Raw genomic sequence first — 16,122 nt, forward strand, 5'->3', positions numbered from 1 at the left:
ACACCATGCTCATCAATCGTCGCCATTTCACCGCCGCCCTCGCCTCGCTATCGTCCTTGGCACTCGCCCGCCCCTCATCGGCGCAGGCCTTGCCGTCGCTCATCCGCTTCGGCGATGTCGGCTTTGGCCTCGGCACGCCGTTTGGCCAGGGCATTCTCTCGGTCGCTGACGCCAAGGGTTTCATCGCCAAGGAATTCGACGGCACGCCGGTGAAGGTGCAGTTCACCTATTTCACCGGTACCGGACCCGCGATCAACGAAGCGCTCGCCAACAGCCAGCTTGATTTCGCCTCCTATGGATCGGTGCCCAACGCCATCGGCAAAGCCAATGGCCTGCCGACCAAGCTGCTGTTGTCTTATGGCGGCACCAATATGTTCGCCGGCACGCGGCCCGACCTACCGATCCGCAGCATCGCCGATCTGAAGGGCAAACGCGTGACCTTGCAGAAGGCCACGATCCTGCATTGGGGCCTCATCCGCGCCTTGCAAGAAGCCGGCCTGTCGGAAAAGGATGTGACCATCGTCGATCTGAAGAACGCCGATCAGTTCGCCGCCATCGCGGCCAAAAGCGTCGACGCAATTTTCGGCGCCAGCTACATCCTGCCGCTGCGCGAGAAGGGCATCATCAATCTCTTCTACAACTCCCGCGATTTGGGACCGCGCGGCTCGGGCTTTGGCGCCATCCTGTCGACCGATGATTTCGCCAAGCAATATCCGGAAGCGACCACCGCCGTGTTGCGCGGCATTCTGCGCGCCGATGCCTATATCGCCGACGAGGCGAACCGCGACGAAGTGTTCAAGATCTGGAGCCGCACCGGCACGCCGTTTGAACTGTTCAAGACGGAATATGAAGGCCTGTCGCTCAAGGAGGCGTATAATCCGTTGATCGACGAGTTCTTCTACAACCGCTATCGCAGCGTTCTCACTTTCAACAAAGAGCAGAAGCTGATCCGCAACGATATCGACCTCAACGCCTGGGTCGATGACAGCTTCCTCACCAAAGCGCTGGAACAGACTGGCCTGCAAAATTTCTGGCCACAGCGACGCGACAACGGCTCAGTCATTTAAGAACGGCGAGGCGTAGAGCGCCGTGACCCTCAATCTGCAAACATCGACGGTGAGACCACGGCGCATCGAAGTGCCGCGACCTCTCCCCGTCGGCCTCAGGCAGATCGCCAGACCCTTTGCCGCTCTCCTCCTTCCAGCGGCAATCCTGGCGATATGGCAGACTGTGGCGGCATCGGGCTGGATGCCGCCACAGATTCTGCCAGCCCCGAGTGTTGTCGGCGCGACCTTGATCGACCTAATCCGCACCGGCGACATCGCCACCAATCTCGCCATCAGCGCGCGCCGCCTGCTCTGGGGCTTCGCTTTCGGTGCGGCCATCGGTCTGGCGCTCGGCATTCTGCTGGGCGTGTCGGAACGGGCTCGCGCCTATCTGGAACCAACGACACGGGCGCTCTTCGCCATTCCGACTCTCGGCTGGCTGCCGATCATGATCCTGATCTTCGGCATCGAGGAACCGCTGAAAATCCTGCTCATCAGCAAAGCGGTGCTGGTGCCGATCGTCGTCAACACCTCGCAGGGCATTCGCAACATTTCCGCCGAATACACCGAGGTCGCCCGCGTGCTGCGCCTGCGGCCGGCCACGCGTTTCTGGAAGCTGACCTTACCGGCGGCGCTGCCGACCATTTTCAGCGGCGTCCGGCTCGGACTAAGCCACGCCTTCATCGCTTTGGTCGTGGTCGAAATGCTCGCCGCCACGGAAGGTATCGGTTACATGATGGTGTGGGGGCGCACGCTGTTTCAGACCGACATCGTACTCGCCGGCATGATCGTCGTCGGCGTCATCGGCTTTGCTCTCGACACCGGCCTGCGCGCCATCGAGCGGCGGCTGAGCACCGGGAAGACAGCCGATGACTGACATCCTGCTGCCGCGCGACGCTCGCCCCAAGCTTCCTGATCTGCGCGGCCTCGTCGTTCCCGTGCTGTTTCTGGGTGCGTGGCTGGCGCTGGTCGATACCGGCCTCGTCGAACATCCGCTGCTCGTGCCGCTGACCAAGGTTCTCTCCGCGCCTTTCGTAGATCCCGATGGCCAGCAGATCTGGGTGGCGCTCGGCATCAGCCTTCTGCGCGGCACTATCGGTTTCGTTCTCGGTGCCAGCCTAGGCGTTACGCTTGGCATTCTGCTCGGTCTTTCACGCACCGCGACAACGACAGTGTCGCCGACCATTCATACCTTGCGACAGATCACGCTCTTTGCCTGGATTCCTTTGCTGACCGCCTGGTTCGGCACCGGCGAAGGCTCAAAGCTCGTCTTCATCGCGCTGTCGGCCTTCTTCCCCACATTCCTGAACACGGAGCTGGGCCTGCGCACGGTGCCGCTCAGCTATCGCGAGGTGGCGATCGTAACGCGCATGCCGGTACGCCGGCGCATTATCAGGCTGATGTTGCCCGGTGCCCTGCCCTCCATTCTCATCGGCCTGGAGATCGCGCTGCTGACCGCCTGGATCGGCACGATCGGCGCCGAATATGCCGTGGGTTCCGGGCGTGGCATCGGCGCTTATCTGGCTGCCGCGCGCGAACTGTTCCGCATGGACCTTGTTCTGATCGGCGTGCTCGTCCTCGCCATCGTCGGCTATGGGCTTAGCCTGGCCAGCCGCCAGCTCTTTCGATTTTGCGTGAAGTGGAAAACTCGCTGATGTCTCTCGCCAGCCCCCTTGCCAGCCCCGACGCCATCGTCTTTCAACCCATGGCTTTGCCGCCGACCTTGAGCCTACGCGGTGTCGGCAAGCAGTATCAGGTCGACGGCCGCGACCTGCCGGTGTTGCGGCAGATCGATATCGACCTGCGGCGCGGCGAATTTCTCAGCATCGTCGGCGCGTCCGGTTGCGGCAAATCCACGTTGCTGCGGCTCATCGTCGGGCTCGACGATCAGTTCGACGGCGATATTCTGATCGACGGCCAGGCGATTCAGGGACCGGGCGGCGAGCGCAGCATCGTCTTTCAGGATCATCGGCTGTTTCCCTGGCTGACGATTGCCGACAATGTCGCCCTCGGCTTGGACAGTTTCGACATCGCGGCCAAGGAGCGCGACCAGCGTGTCGCCGAACTCCTGGAACTCGTCGGCTTGTCTAACTTTGCTGGCGCCTATCCGCACCAGCTCTCCGGCGGCATGGCGCAGCGCGCGGCGATCGCCCGCGCTCTCGTGTCCGATCCCGAGATCCTGCTGATGGACGAACCTTTCGGCGCCTTGGATTCGCTCACCCGTTCCTATCTGCAAGAGGAACTGCTGCGCATCTGGGCCGCCCGCAAGGTCACCGCCATCGTCGTCACCCACGATGTTGAGGAAGCCTTGTTTCTGAGCGACACCGTCATTGTCATGGAACCCCGGCCGGGACGCATCCAGAACCTCATCCACGTCGATCTGCCGCGCCCCCGCGACCGAGCCTCGCCGGCATTCTCGGCTCTGAAAACGAAAATTCTGAGCACACTGCGGCGATAGCGCCTCAGACGTCGGCGACCATATATTTGGCGCTCTCGCCATAGCCCGCGAGTTTGCCGGCCAGCGCTTCCACCTTGCGCGTGCGAAAGCCGTAACGCGCCCACATCACGTGGGTGCCGTAGACTGAGACGCAGGCGAGCTTGCCCAGCGTGCGTTTCGCGGCAAGCGCGCGGAGATCGGCGATCAACAGGCCCGCCGCGCCCTGCCCGCGCGCCGCAGGGTCGATGGCGACGTCGTGCACGTAGAGACAATCGGCGGTCTGCGGCAGCGCGTCGAGAAACGTATCGAGCGCTGGAATGTCGTCCAGGCGCCAGGGATGGGCAATGCCATAGCCGACGAGGCGGTCGTGCTTGATCAGCTTGCGGCAGCCGTCCGGGAACAGGCCGATTTTCTCGGCGAAGACCGACTGGCGTTCCGGCAGCCCCGGATGCAGGGCCGCGGCGAGCCGGCCGACCTCATCGAGATCGGCCACCGTCAACGCCGCCCATTGCAGCTTGCCCACCATCCGCTCGGCTCAGTGCGGCTCGTGGTTCTTGGCGTAGGCATCCGCCGACAGGCGCTCCACATAGGCAATGCCAATGGCCGAGAGGATGAAGAGCGCGTGGATGATCGTCTGCCACATGATGCCGGCCTCGGTGTAATTCGTCGTCCGGCCAGCGGTGCCGAGATTGCCCGCCTCGATAAAGGTGCGCAGCAGGTGGATCGAGGAGATGCCGATGATCGCCATGGCCAGCTTGATCTTGAGCACGCCTGCATTGACGTGGCTGAGCCATTCCGGCTCATCGGGATGGCCGCTGAGGTTGAGACGCGAGACAAAGGTCTCGTAGCCGCCGACGATGACCATCACCAATAGGTTCGAGATCATCACCACATCGATCAGCGCCAGCACCACGAGCATGATCTCCTGCTCGCTGAAAGATGTAGCATGTGTAATGAGATGCCAGAGCTCCTTCATAAACAGAATCACGTAGACGACCTGGGCGGCGATCAGGCCGAGATACAGCGGCAGCTGCAACCAGCGAGAGCCGAAGATCATCCAGGGCAAGGGCGGGAGCGACTTTCGTACAACGGAAGGTGTCGGCGTGGGCGTGGCCATAGGGTCCTCTGGCTGATAGGCGGCGGAGCGATGGTGACGACGAGGCGTGTCATGCACACCTCGTAAAACTACTGAACTACATGACGGTCCACAGAAACACCGGTAGGAAAGCCACCGAGATCATGGTCGACAGAACGACAATGCCCGCCACCTCCTCCGGTTCATTGTCGTAGGTGGCCGCCCATAGGTAATTCAGCACCGCCGGCGGCATGGCCGACTGAATAACGACGACGCCGCGCGCCACGCCCTCGAGACCGAGCAGCGTCGCCACGCCCCAGCCGATGGCAAAGCCGCCGAGCAGGCGCGCCAAAGCGAAGATCGTGCTGCGCCGCCAGGAAGCGATGCGCAGGCTGGCCAGGGAATAGCCAAGCGACATCAGCATCAAGGGCACGGTGAGGCCGCCGAGCAGATTGAGCGAGCGCGCTACGATGGGCGGCAGCGACAGGCCGGTCCAGATCAGCACCAAGGCCACGATGATGGCCCAGATGATCGGCATGCGCACCAGATCGGCAAATTTCAGCCCGCCGGCGGCGATGGCGCGGCCAAAGGTGTAGTTGGTCATGCTCGACAGAGCGAAAAAGCCGATGGCGAGCGCCAGCCCCATGTCGCCGAAGGCGAACAGACTCATGGGCAGGCCCATGTTGCCGCCGTTCGACCAGATCATCGACGGCAGGAAGGCTTGGACCGAGGCGCCCATGGCGCGCACCAGCAGATAGCCAAGCGCCGCGGAGGTGAGCAGCGTCAATGTCGCCGCCAGCCCCACCGTGCCGAGGATGGAGAAGGTCAGCCCGGAACGGGTGAGCGTGTCGACGACCAGACAAGGGGTCGAGACGGTGTTGACCAGGACAGCCACGAAGGTGCCGTCGAGCGGCTTGCCGGCCCGTGCCCATAAATAACCGACGAAGGCGATCAGAAAGACCGGCCCGACGACGTCAAGGAGAATGGAGAATATCTGCATGCGAGGCCCTGCCCTAACGGGCGCCGGGCCTCTCGGCAAGGGGAGCTGGCCTCATGCCTGCCCTGTCTAGTCGACTACTTGCTAATCCACCCACATGCCAGTTCGCCGATGCCAATCGGCGATCGACTCTTCAGGATAGACATCGAACACTTTGTCAGCCGGACCGATGTCCGGCTCAACCCAGCTTGCCTTGTACTTCAGCATGATATGGACCCTTTCGGGCGGCTGAGGCAGCTCGCTGTCGATCGCCGAGGCGAACGGGTGGATGAGTTCCGGCCAGGTCGGGTCATAGAGCCAAAGGGCCGCGCCGCACTTCTTACAAAAATTGCGCTGCCCGGAAGAAACTTCGCAACCCTCGTGCTCGTCGTCCTCAATTTCGGCTTGGTACACGCCGAGATGTTTCTTGCCCGACACGCTCATCTTGCGAGAATCCGCGCCGAGATTGATGGCAAAACCGCCGCCACCCTGCTGCTTGCGACAGATCGAGCAATAGCAGAGCATGAAGGGCGCAGGCGTGTGGCTTTCAACTTCGAACGTAACGGCGCGACAGTGGCAGGCGCCTTTGAGCCGGACAGTCATCTCGAAATCTCCTTGGACACCTCGGTGTCATTCCCGACGCAGCGAAGGCGGAATCCAGGGGGCAAGCGCTTCCATGTCGGCAATGGGGATATTGATCAGACGCGGTTCGTTGACTGTACCGCTCGCGCTGGATCCCCGCTCAGCCGCTGTGCGGCTGACGGGGATGCCACTCAGGTGTCGCGACCGGCCAGAAATCCAACCAAGAAATCTACCACTCGTCGAAGCGCCAGTTGAAGCCACCGCCCGACGGCGGATCGGGATAGCGGCTGTCGGCGCAGCGGTAGCCTACAAAGCACTGGGCGTTGTCACGGGTGGAGATCCAGTCCGGCATCGTCACCTCTTCCTTGGTGCAATAGGCGCGGCTCGACACGAAACGGTCGGTCCGGCGCGAACGGGCGCTGGAGATGATGACCGAGCCATATTGCTGGACGGCGCCGGCCGCCTGAGCGCAGTTCATCGCGCCACCGTTGAGACGGGGCTGTTTGGCGTAGTCGAACTGCCAGCCCTGCGCCGATGCTGAAGCCAAAGGAGCCGATGCCAGAAGAAGAGCCGCAACTAACCTTTTCATTTTATTTGCTCCTTGGGCACCTGTTGGCCCCCGGCGGATTACTGTTCGTCTAACGGTTGAACTCGAGCGTCTGTTCCTTGCAGAGGTAACCGATATTGCAAGCCTGCACATCGCGAGTCGCCACCCAGGCTGGATCAATATACTGCATCGGCGTGCAATACGCCTTGGTGCTGACATAGCGGTCATACAGCCGTGGCCCCGTACCAACGACGGCAGCGCCGCTGCTGCGCACCAGACCTGCAGCCTGCGCGCAGGTCATCATCAGCGAATCCGGCCGTCCCTGCGCCATGAGCGTGGTTGAAGTCGCCAAAACTATGGCGGCGGTGAGCACGAGCTGTTTCATCCATCTCTCCTCTCGGGCATGCCTTAGAATCGGCGACCGCCGCGCGTGATCTCGACACATCTATAGCCGATGAAACAAGTTGGACTATCGCGGGTCGGTATGAAGTCCGGTTTGATGGTCTCGGTCGTCGTGCAGAAGCCGCGATGCTGGACGTAACGGTCGTAGGTGTAAGGCCCGGTGCTCATAACGACCGCGCCACGGGCATTCACCAGTCCCGCGGCCTGAGCGCAGGTCATGGCGGTCGATAGTGGGCGCCCCTGCGGGCGGCCTTGCGCCAAAGCCATGCCAGTGGGAACAGCTAGCAACCCGAGCACCAAGGCACATAAATATGTCTTCATGCCGTCCTCCTCGCGCCCCCGCTTATCTTACGCCATTCGCGGCCGGCTGGATCACCCGTCCCATCACAAGCACGCGATGGTTAAAGCTTAGCGCATCCATCAGATATGGGCGGGATAGTCGACATAGCCCTTGGCGCCGCCCCAATAGATGGTGCCCTGATCCGGCTGGGCCAGATCAAGCCCCTCGCGGTAGCGGCGCGGCAGATCGGGATTGGCGAGAAACGGCTTGCCGAACACCACCGCATCGGCGGCGCCCGAGACAATCGCGGCATTGGCCTTGTCCAGATCGAAACCGGAGCCGGCGAGATAGGCGCCCTTGAATAGATCGCGCAGGCCATGCACCTCATAGGCGCCCTGGCGCGCGCCATGCAGATAAGCGATGCCGCAGTCGGACAATTCGCGCGCGACGATTGGATAGACCTCTTCGGCATCCGGTTCGACAACGTCATTGAACTTGATGCGCGGCGAGATTTTCACCCCGACGCGATCCTTGCCGACGACACCGATGACGCTCTCCACCGCTTCGCGCAGGAAGCGCACGCGATTGGCGGCGCTGCCGCCGTAGCGGTCGGTGCGGGTGTTGATGGTCGCATCGAGGAATTGATGAATCAGATAGCCAGAGGCCGCATGGACCTCGATGCCGTCGAAGCCGGCTTCCATGGCGCGTTGCGCCGCCTGGCCGAATTCAGCGGCGACACTGGCGACCTCATCGGTCTCCAAAGCGCGCGGCAAGACGAACGGCTTCTTGCCGTCGTCGGTCTGGTTGGTGCCATTGATGGCAATGGCGGAAGGCGCGACAGGCGCAACACCGCCTGGCAGCCAATCCGGCAAGGCGACGCGGCCGGTATGATAGAGCTGCGCGAAAATGCGCCCGCCCTTGCCGTGCACCGCCTGCGTCACCTTCTTCCAGGCGGCGATCTGCTCAGGCGTGACGAGGCCCGGCGTGCGCACATAGCCCTTGGCCATGGCCGACACATAGATCGCCTCGCTGAGGATCAAACCGGCGGAGGCGCGCTGCGCATAATAATCCGCGACGATATCGAGCGGCACGCCATCGCTATCAGCGCGCGAGCGCGTCATCGGCGCCATGACAATGCGATTGGGGAGATCGAGCGCGCCAAGGCGCAGGGGATCAAACAGGTCGGCCATCAGTACTCCGCTGGATCACGGTGATCCTGGGCAAGGATCTTGAGCAAGCGCCCGGGATCGTTCGGCGTCAATGTTCGTCTTGTAACGCATGTCTTCACGCGAAGCGGTCACACTTCGCGTGAAGCTGTCTTTGCGCTCAGGCCAGGGCCTTCAACGCGGCGCGGCCAGCGTAGCGCGCCTGGTCGTCGAGCTCTTCCTCGATGCGGATGAGCTGGTTGTACTTCGCCGTGCGGTCGGAACGGGCGAGCGAGCCGGTCTTGATCTGTCCGCAATTGGTGGCGACGGCGAGATCGGCGATGGTCGAATCCTCGGTCTCGCCGGAGCGGTGCGACATCACCGCCGTATAGCCAGCGCGATGGGCCATATCGACCGCCGCCAGCGTCTCGGTGAGCGTGCCGATCTGGTTGACCTTGACGAGGATCGAATTGCCGACGCCCTGCTTGATGCCACGCGACAGGCGCGTGACATTGGTGACGAAGAGATCGTCGCCAACGAGCTGGCACTTCTTGCCGATGGCATCGGTGAGCTGCTTCCAGCCATCCCAATCGTCCTCGGACATGCCGTCTTCGATGCTGACGATCGGATAGTCGCCGACGAGCTTGGCGAGATAGGCCACCTGTTCGGCGATCGAGCGGGTCTTGCCCTCGCCTTCATAGTGATACCTGCCGTCCTTGAAGAACTCGGTCGAGGCGCAGTCGAGGCCGAGATAGATATCCTGGCCCGGCTTGAAACCGGCATCGGCGATGGCCTTCATGCAGAAGTCGAGCGCGGCTTCAGCGCTCGGCAGGTTCGGCGCGAAGCCGCCTTCGTCGCCGACATTGGTGTTGTGGCCGGCTTTCTTCAGGCCGCTTTTCAGCACCTGGAACACTTCCGCGCCCCAGCGCACCGCATCCTTGAAGGTCGGCGCGCCCACCGGCAGGATCATGAATTCCTGGAAGTCGATGGGGTTATCGGCATGGGCGCCGCCGTTGACGATGTTCATCATCGGCACAGGCAGGACGCGGGCCGACGGGCCACCGACGTAACGGTAGAGCGGCAGGCCAGCGGATTCCGCCGCCGCCTTGGCCACCGCAAGCGACACGCCGAGAATGGCATTGGCGCCGAGGTTCGCCTTGTTGGGCGTGCCGTCGAGGGCGATCATGGCCTCGTCGATCAGCACCTGGTCCTGGCCGTCGAGGCCCGAGATCGCCTGGTAGATCGTGTCGTTGACGTTTTCGACGGCCTTCAGCACGCCCTTGCCACTGTAACGGGCCTTGTCGCCATCGCGCAGTTCCACCGCCTCATGGGCGCCGGTGGAGGCACCCGACGGCACGGCGGCGCGGCCGAACGAGCCGTCTTCGAGGATCACATCGACTTCGATCGTCGGATTGCCACGGCTGTCGAGGATTTCACGGGCGGTCACATCAAGGATGGCGGTCATAGAGTCCTCTTGGGAGAATGGGTTCGGGCGGGACGTAGCGCGCTTCGCCCCCCGTGGGCAAGGGTGGTTAAGCCGAAGGGCATAACTGTTTGAAATCGGAGGGCTCCGGCATCGCACAGGAGCTTGCGAGCCCAGTAGCCTGCTGAATCGTCCAACTGATGACAAAGCAGTCGGAAAAAGCCGTTGGAAAAGACTTGCCAGCCGGCCGCTGGCTTGATACTTAAGTGAATGCTTCAGTATCAGGAAAAACTCGACGCTGTCTTCCACGCCCTCGCCGACCCGGCGCGGCGCGCGATGATCGAGCAGCTCAGTCGCGGCCCGGCCTCGGTCAGCCAATTGGCAGAACCACTCGCCATGACTTTGTCCGGCGTCGTGCAGCATCTGGCGGTGCTTGAAACCAGCGGGCTGGTGCGTTCGCAAAAGGTCGGGCGCACCCGCACCTGCACGCTCGACAGCGCCGCCATCCATCCTGCCGAACAATGGCTCACCCAGCGCCGCACCAGCTGGGAGCAACGCCTCGACAGGCTCGGTGCTTATCTCGACGCGACCAAAGAGGACGACCAACCATGACCACAGCAACGACCGGCATCTATCATTCGACCTTTGTCATCGAACGCATCTATGACGCCACGCCCGCGCGGGTGTTCCGAGCCTTTGCCGACGAGAAAGCCAAGGCTCTCTGGTTCGGCGGCCCGGACGATGTCATCCACTCCGGCAAATCCTTCGATTTTCGCCCCGGCGGCCACGAAACCCAGACCGGTCTGTGGCCAGATGGCCGCAAGACGGAATTCGACTGTCGCTATTATGACATCGAGCCGAACCAGCGCATCGTCTACACCTACGACATGAAGATCAACGGCGAGCGCATGTCCGTGTCGCTCGCGGCGATCGAAATCTCCGTTGAAGGCGGCAAGACCAAACTGAAGCTGACCGAACAAGGCGCCTATTTCGATGGGCCGGATGGAGCCAAGGGGCGCGAACACGGGACCAATTGGCTGATGGACAAACTCGGTGCTTCGCTGACCGAACGCCTGCCAGCGTAACAGTTATGGTCTTGGTTTCGACCGGAGCGAATTTTCCGCCAAGGACGCTCTCGCCCGGTCAGATCATGTAAGAACATACCTGTTAACGATGTATGTGCCTGAAAAAGCACAGGTTGCGGCAATTTCCAAACATGGGGGCCGCAGTGCTGGCGAAATCCCCTCGTGCTCCATAGTCTCCTGATAAGTCACGGTTTCAAGTGACGGAACCGCCGGGGCGGCGGACAGGGGCTATCAAAATGGTTGGGAATCGGACATGGGGCGCCTCGCTTGCGAGGCGCAGCGGTGACGTTCTTGGCTGCCTGTTGCAAAGCGGGCGTATCCAAAACGCTAAAGCGTCGAGTTCAGCCTTCACGTTGCTGTTGAGCACGCTCACCTTGGTCTTCGCGCTCATCGCCAACCCGGCATCGGCGCAATCGATCGTCAGCGTCACCGCCAACCCGACATCATTCAGCGGCGCGGGCCAAACGATCAACTTCACTTACGTGTTCGACTCCGGCGGCTACGTCATTACGGGCCTGACCGTCTCCGATCAATCGCTTACGCTTACTGGCGCCTCGTGCCCTGGTCCATTCGGCAGCCCCGGCCAAGTGACCTGTACTGCCTCTTACATTACCAAACCAACAGATATCGGCGTCCCTCTCATATCGGTCCCTCAGTTTAATCTGAATGCGCTCGGCACCCCGGTCCAGGTCACATACAACGGCTCCATCTCGATCCCTTATTCCGCTGGCCCGACGGCGACCACAACATCGCTCGTAGCCAACCCCACGCCATCGTCTTCTGGCCAGAACGTTACGTTCACCGCAACGGTTACCGGCAATGCCCCGACAGGCAGTGTCACCTTTAGCGATGGCGCGACCCCGCTTGGCACCGTCGCTCTCGCGGGCGGTTCCGCCGCGCTGACCACCAATACACTCTCGGTTGGTGGACATTCCATCAGCGCAGCCTACAGCGGCAATGCGCAAAACCTCGTCAGCAGCGCGACGATCTCGCATACTGTCTCGCAGGCTTCGCAGACAATCACCTTCACGACGCCGGCCAACACACCCTTTACCAGCGCACCGCCAGGACTGGGCGCCACGGCGAGTTCCGGACTTGGCGTCACCTACACCGCCTCCGGGGCCTGTACGGTCTCGGGCAGCACCATCGCCTTTTCATCGGCGGGCTCCTGCTCGATCACCGCATCGCAGGCTGGCAACGCCAATTTCGCCGCAGCTACCCCGGTGACGCGGACCTTCACCATCACGCCGGGCCTCAACACCATCACCTTCCCGGCGCTGACCAACACGCCCTACACCAGCGCACCGCCAACGCTCGCCGCGACGGCGAGCTCCACCCTTGCCGTCACTTACACCGCCTCCGGCACCTGCACGGTCTCGGGCAGCACCATCGCCTTTTCATCGGCGGGCGCCTGTTCGATCACCGCAGCACAAGCCGGCAACGCCAACTTTGCCGCCGCAACTCCGGTGACGCAGAGCTTCACGATCACCGCCGGCGCCAACAACATCACCTTCCCGGTGCTCGCCAACACGCCGTTCACCAGTCCGCCGCCGGCGCTTGCCGCGACGGCGAGCTCCGCCCTTGCCGTCACCTACACCGCCTCCGGCACCTGCACGGTCTCGGGCAGCACCATCGCCTTTTCAGCAGCGGGCTCCTGCTCGATCACCGCAGCACAAGCCGGCAACGCCAACTTTGCCGCCGCGACTCCAGTGACGCAGAGCTTCACCATCACCGCCGGCGCCAACACCATCACCTTCCCGGTGCTCGCCAACACGCCCTTTACCAGTCCGCCGCCGGCGCTGACCGCGACGGCCAGCTCCACTCTTGCCGTCACCTACACCGCCTCCGGCACCTGCACGGTCTCGGGCAGCACCATCGCCTTTTCAGCAGCGGGCTCCTGCTCGATCACCGCAACACAAGCCGGCAACGCCAACTTTGCCGCCGCGACTCCAGTGACGCAGACCTTCACGATCACCGCCGGCGTCAACACCATCACCTTCCCGGCGCTCACCAACACGCCCTTTACCAGTTCGCCGCCGGCGCTGACCGCAACTGCCAGCTCCACTCTTGCCGTCACCTACACGTCGATCACCACCGCAACGTGTACCGTTGCCGGCAGCGCGATTACTTTCGTCGCCGCAGGCTCCTGTTCGATCACCGCAGCACAAGCCGGCAACGGCAACTTTGCCGCCGCAACTCCGGTGACGCAGAGCTTCACGATCACCGCCGGCGTCAACACCATCACCTTCCCGGCGCTCGCCAACACGCCCTTCACCAGCCCGCCGCCGGCGCTGACCGCCTCCGCCAGCTCCGCACTTGCCATCATCTATTCGTCGACCACCTCGGCCGTCTGCACGGTATCAGGCAGCGCCATCGCCTTCGTGGCGGCCGGCTCCTGCTCAATCACAGCCTCACAGCCCGGCAACGGCAATTTCGCTGCAGCCACGCCGGTGACGCAGAGCTTCAGCGTCACGCCGGGCGTCAATACCATCACCTTCAACGCCCTGACCGATCGCGCCATCGGTTCCGGCGCCTTCACGGTGACGGCGACGGCCAGTTCCAGCCTCGTGGTCGCCTTCGCCTCGTCGACGCCGGCCATCTGTAGCGTCGCAGGATCAAGCGTATCCCTGCTTGCCGTGGGCGCCTGCACGATCGTCGCAACGCAGCCGGGCAACACCAGTTTCGCCGCCGCCAGTCCGGTCATGCAAAGCTTTACGATCACCAAGGCATCGACGACGGTGATGCTGAGCGCCTCGGCGACGAACATCATGTACGGCCTGCCCGTCACGCTGACGGCGACCGTCACCGGCGTCACGCCCACCGGCACCGTGGTGTTCCGCGATGGCGGCGCGGCGCTGGCCACCGTCGCCGTGGCGGGCGGCGTCGCTAGCTTCTCGACCAAGTCGCTAGCCAACGGCGCGCATACGTTCACCGCCGCCTACAGCGGTGACGTCAACAATGCGGCCACCACATCGGCTGGCGTGGTGATCACCGTCAACGCGCGGCCCGATCCGTCGCTCGATCCAAACGTGCGCGGTATCGTCAACGCGCAGGTGACATCGTCGCAGCGCTTCGCCGAAGCCCAGATCGACAACATCACCCAGCGCCTCGAACGGCTGCACGACGACGATGATCCGGAGCCTGTGAGCATGGGCGTCGGCTTCAGCGGCCCCGGCAACAACATGCCGCCCGGCACTTCGGCCTTCGCCGATACGGCGCGCGGCAACGGCGGCTATCTCGCCTATGCGGACGGCCAGCGCGGCATCAAATCCGCCTTCCCGACACCGCCCCCGGCCAAGCGCAAGGGATCTGACGTGCCCTTCCACATCTGGATGGGCGGCGCCGTCAGCTTCGGCACGCAGCTGCAGATGGGCGTCTACGAGAACAAGTTCACCACCGCCGGCGTGACGATGGGTATCGACACCAAACTGTTCGATGGACTGAAGGCCGGTATCGCCGTCGGCTTCGGCACCGATCAGACTCGCATCGGCACAGATGGCACGCGCACCGACGCGCGCAATGCCAACATCGCCTTCTACGCCAGCTACAAGCTGATGTCGGCGACCTTCATCGACATGATCGCCGGCTATGGTCGCGGCTCCATCGACTCGCAGCGCTTCGTGACACTCCCCGCCCTCTTCGTGAACGGCACCCGCAATTCGAAGCAATTGTTCGGCTCGATCGCCTTGGTGCGCGAGGAACGCTGGGGCGCCCTCAAGCTGGCCCCCTATCTGCGGCTCGACGCAACCCGCCTCGAACTCGATCCCTATACCGAAACCGGCTCGCCGATCTGGGCGCTGTCGTTCCAGCAATTGTCGACACAAACCCTGCGCGGCGTCGTCGGCCTGCGCACCAGCTACGATATCCCGATGACGTGGGGCATGCTGACCCTGCTCGGGCGCGTGGAATACCGCGCCCGCATGGGCGGCGCCTACACCCAGAACCTGACCTATGCCGATCTGCTGGCCGGCCCGGTCTATACGATCACCGAGCAAACCTTGGCCAACAGCCAGATGATGATGGCCGTCGGGCTCAGGGCGAAAACGGAAACGCTCGGCTTCGACCTCGAATATCAGCTCAGCGCCGCGAACAGCCGCATTCAATCCCATACGGTGCGCGGCGGCATACGGCTGGGTTTCTGACACCTGCCGTTGCTGCTGGACGCCCGACGCGCGAAGCCTCGCGCGCCGATCAGGCGCCCATGATCGAAGTCGAACTTGCGGTTGATCTCGACAAAGCGGTTTCAACCTTCTTTGCCAATTGCATTTCTGACGAAACGCAATTTGCCTGCCTCGATGGCGGCTTGGCGCACTTCACCTTTGCGATCAGATCAAGCTCTCGAGGCGGACGTAGCTGACCTCCATGCCGTGCTCCATGCCTGAAGCGAGCATCGCCGCGCGCGTCGCGGCATCGGGCAATGTCATCCGCATGGTCATCAGCGTGCCAGCGCCGTCCTTCTCGAAGGTCGTCTCCACATGATTGTCGGGCGTGGGATCCGGCAGGTGCATGCGCTCGACGTGAACAATGCGGCTGAACGGCACCAGTTCGAGAAATTCGCCGGTCAGATAGAAACCATTGCCCTTACCGTCGGACCATTCGTAACGGATTTTGCCGCCTGGCTTGGCCTCGTTGAGACAAACGGGCATCGACCATCCGTCCGGTCCCAGCATCCACTTCTGGACGAGATCGGCCTCGGTGTGGGCGCGATAGACCGCTTCGGGCGATGCCGCGAAACGTCGCGTGACGACAACATGATGCTCGCCTTCGGTCTTCAACGACAACTTGCTCATATTCTGCTCCCTATTTTTTGGGTTCCATCGCGGCGAGAACGCCATCCAGCCTGTCGTAGTTCGCGGCGAGCGCCTGCCGCAGCATGTCCAACCATTGATCGATCTCGGTAATGCCCGTCGAAACGAGACGGCACGGGCGCTTGGTGCCGTCGATCCGGCGGGCGATCAGCCCCGCCCCCTCCAGCACCTTGAGATGGCGGGAGATGGCGGGCTGGCTCATTTCAAACGGCTCGGCGAGATCCATGACCGTTGCCTCGCCGAGGGCCAGGCGCGCCAGAAGCGCCCGGCGCGTCGGGTCAGCCAGAGCTGAAAATGCGGCATCAAGGTTCATTAT

Annotated in this window: 18 protein-coding genes; 7 read left to right on the forward strand and 11 right to left on the reverse strand. The window is 62.8% G+C overall.

Features of this window, described 5'->3' with window-relative positions:
• The first annotated feature begins 5 nt into the window (after positions 1-5).
• The 4 genes from BLW50_RS08590 to BLW50_RS08605 are packed head-to-tail and all read left to right on the forward strand — an operon-like array spanning position 6 to position 3,504.
• Entirely contained in the window at positions 6-1,067 is a 1,062-nt protein-coding gene (locus BLW50_RS08590) for an ABC transporter substrate-binding protein (RefSeq protein ID WP_090700330.1), read from the forward strand.
• Between the two features lie 22 nt (positions 1,068-1,089).
• A complete protein-coding gene (locus BLW50_RS08595) occupies positions 1,090-1,923 on the forward strand; it encodes an ABC transporter permease (RefSeq protein WP_090700334.1) in 834 nt (277 codons plus the stop codon).
• Complete coding sequence (locus BLW50_RS08600) at positions 1,916-2,701, forward strand: ABC transporter permease (protein WP_090700337.1); 786 nt, start codon at positions 1,916-1,918, stop codon at positions 2,699-2,701. Before BLW50_RS08595 ends, BLW50_RS08600 begins: the two co-directional genes overlap by 8 nt.
• Complete coding sequence (locus tag BLW50_RS08605; RefSeq protein ID WP_244544179.1) at positions 2,701-3,504, forward strand: ABC transporter ATP-binding protein; 804 nt, start codon at positions 2,701-2,703, stop codon at positions 3,502-3,504. Before BLW50_RS08600 ends, BLW50_RS08605 begins: the two co-directional genes overlap by 1 nt.
• Positions 3,505-3,508: 4 nt before the next feature.
• Here BLW50_RS08605 and BLW50_RS08610 read toward each other — a convergent pair whose 3' ends face one another.
• The 9 genes from BLW50_RS08610 to eno form a co-directional block, all read right to left on the reverse strand.
• Complete coding sequence (locus BLW50_RS08610; protein WP_090700341.1) at positions 3,509-4,009, reverse strand: GNAT family N-acetyltransferase; 501 nt, start codon at positions 4,007-4,009, stop codon at positions 3,509-3,511.
• A gap of 9 nt (positions 4,010-4,018) precedes the next feature.
• Positions 4,019-4,600: a TIGR00645 family protein gene (locus BLW50_RS08615; protein ID WP_090700345.1), complete on the reverse strand. Its 582-nt coding sequence runs from the start codon at positions 4,598-4,600 to the stop codon at positions 4,019-4,021.
• Between the two features lie 76 nt (positions 4,601-4,676).
• Positions 4,677-5,558, reverse strand: a complete 882-nt coding sequence (locus BLW50_RS08620) for an AEC family transporter (RefSeq protein ID WP_090700348.1) — start codon at positions 5,556-5,558, stop codon at positions 4,677-4,679.
• An 81-nt stretch (positions 5,559-5,639) separates the two neighbouring features.
• Positions 5,640-6,137, reverse strand: a complete 498-nt coding sequence (locus BLW50_RS08625) for a GFA family protein (RefSeq protein ID WP_090700351.1) — start codon at positions 6,135-6,137, stop codon at positions 5,640-5,642.
• A 208-nt stretch (positions 6,138-6,345) separates the two neighbouring features.
• Positions 6,346-6,705, reverse strand: coding sequence for a hypothetical protein (locus BLW50_RS08630; protein WP_139267533.1), 360 nt, complete (start codon positions 6,703-6,705; stop codon positions 6,346-6,348).
• Positions 6,706-6,754: 49 nt separating this feature from the next.
• Positions 6,755-7,048: a hypothetical protein gene (locus BLW50_RS08635; protein ID WP_090700357.1), complete on the reverse strand. Its 294-nt coding sequence runs from the start codon at positions 7,046-7,048 to the stop codon at positions 6,755-6,757.
• 23 nt (positions 7,049-7,071) lie between these two features.
• On the reverse strand, positions 7,072-7,386 hold the full coding sequence (locus tag BLW50_RS08640) for a hypothetical protein (RefSeq protein WP_244544180.1): 315 nt from the start codon (positions 7,384-7,386) through the stop codon (positions 7,072-7,074).
• A gap of 99 nt (positions 7,387-7,485) precedes the next feature.
• Positions 7,486-8,535, reverse strand: coding sequence for an alkene reductase (locus tag BLW50_RS08645; protein WP_090700364.1), 1,050 nt, complete (start codon positions 8,533-8,535; stop codon positions 7,486-7,488).
• A gap of 136 nt (positions 8,536-8,671) precedes the next feature.
• A complete protein-coding gene (gene eno, locus BLW50_RS08650) occupies positions 8,672-9,955 on the reverse strand; it encodes a phosphopyruvate hydratase (RefSeq protein WP_090700368.1) in 1,284 nt (427 codons plus the stop codon).
• A gap of 228 nt (positions 9,956-10,183) precedes the next feature.
• Between eno and BLW50_RS08655 the strand changes: the two genes are divergently transcribed.
• The 3 genes from BLW50_RS08655 to BLW50_RS08665 all read left to right on the forward strand — a co-directional run bounded on the left by BLW50_RS08655 (position 10,184) and on the right by BLW50_RS08665 (position 15,140).
• Positions 10,184-10,525 (forward strand): ArsR/SmtB family transcription factor, encoded by a 342-nt coding sequence (locus BLW50_RS08655; protein WP_090700372.1) that lies wholly within the window; start codon positions 10,184-10,186, stop codon positions 10,523-10,525.
• Positions 10,522-10,998, forward strand: a complete 477-nt coding sequence (locus tag BLW50_RS08660; RefSeq protein WP_090700375.1) for an SRPBCC family protein — start codon at positions 10,522-10,524, stop codon at positions 10,996-10,998. Before BLW50_RS08655 ends, BLW50_RS08660 begins: the two co-directional genes overlap by 4 nt.
• Before the next feature lie 236 nt (positions 10,999-11,234).
• Entirely contained in the window at positions 11,235-15,140 is a 3,906-nt protein-coding gene (locus BLW50_RS08665) for an autotransporter domain-containing protein (protein WP_090700378.1), read from the forward strand.
• Between the two features lie 183 nt (positions 15,141-15,323).
• Here BLW50_RS08665 and BLW50_RS08670 read toward each other — a convergent pair whose 3' ends face one another.
• Both BLW50_RS08670 and BLW50_RS08675 read right to left on the reverse strand, forming a co-directional pair.
• Positions 15,324-15,788, reverse strand: coding sequence for an SRPBCC domain-containing protein (locus tag BLW50_RS08670; RefSeq protein WP_090700382.1), 465 nt, complete (start codon positions 15,786-15,788; stop codon positions 15,324-15,326).
• A 10-nt stretch (positions 15,789-15,798) separates the two neighbouring features.
• On the reverse strand, positions 15,799-16,122 hold the full coding sequence (locus BLW50_RS08675; RefSeq protein ID WP_090700385.1) for an ArsR/SmtB family transcription factor: 324 nt from the start codon (positions 16,120-16,122) through the stop codon (positions 15,799-15,801).

Origin of the sequence: Beijerinckia sp. 28-YEA-48, assembly GCF_900104955.1 — a bacterium.
Taxonomy (GTDB): Bacteria; Pseudomonadota; Alphaproteobacteria; order Rhizobiales; family Beijerinckiaceae; genus Terripilifer.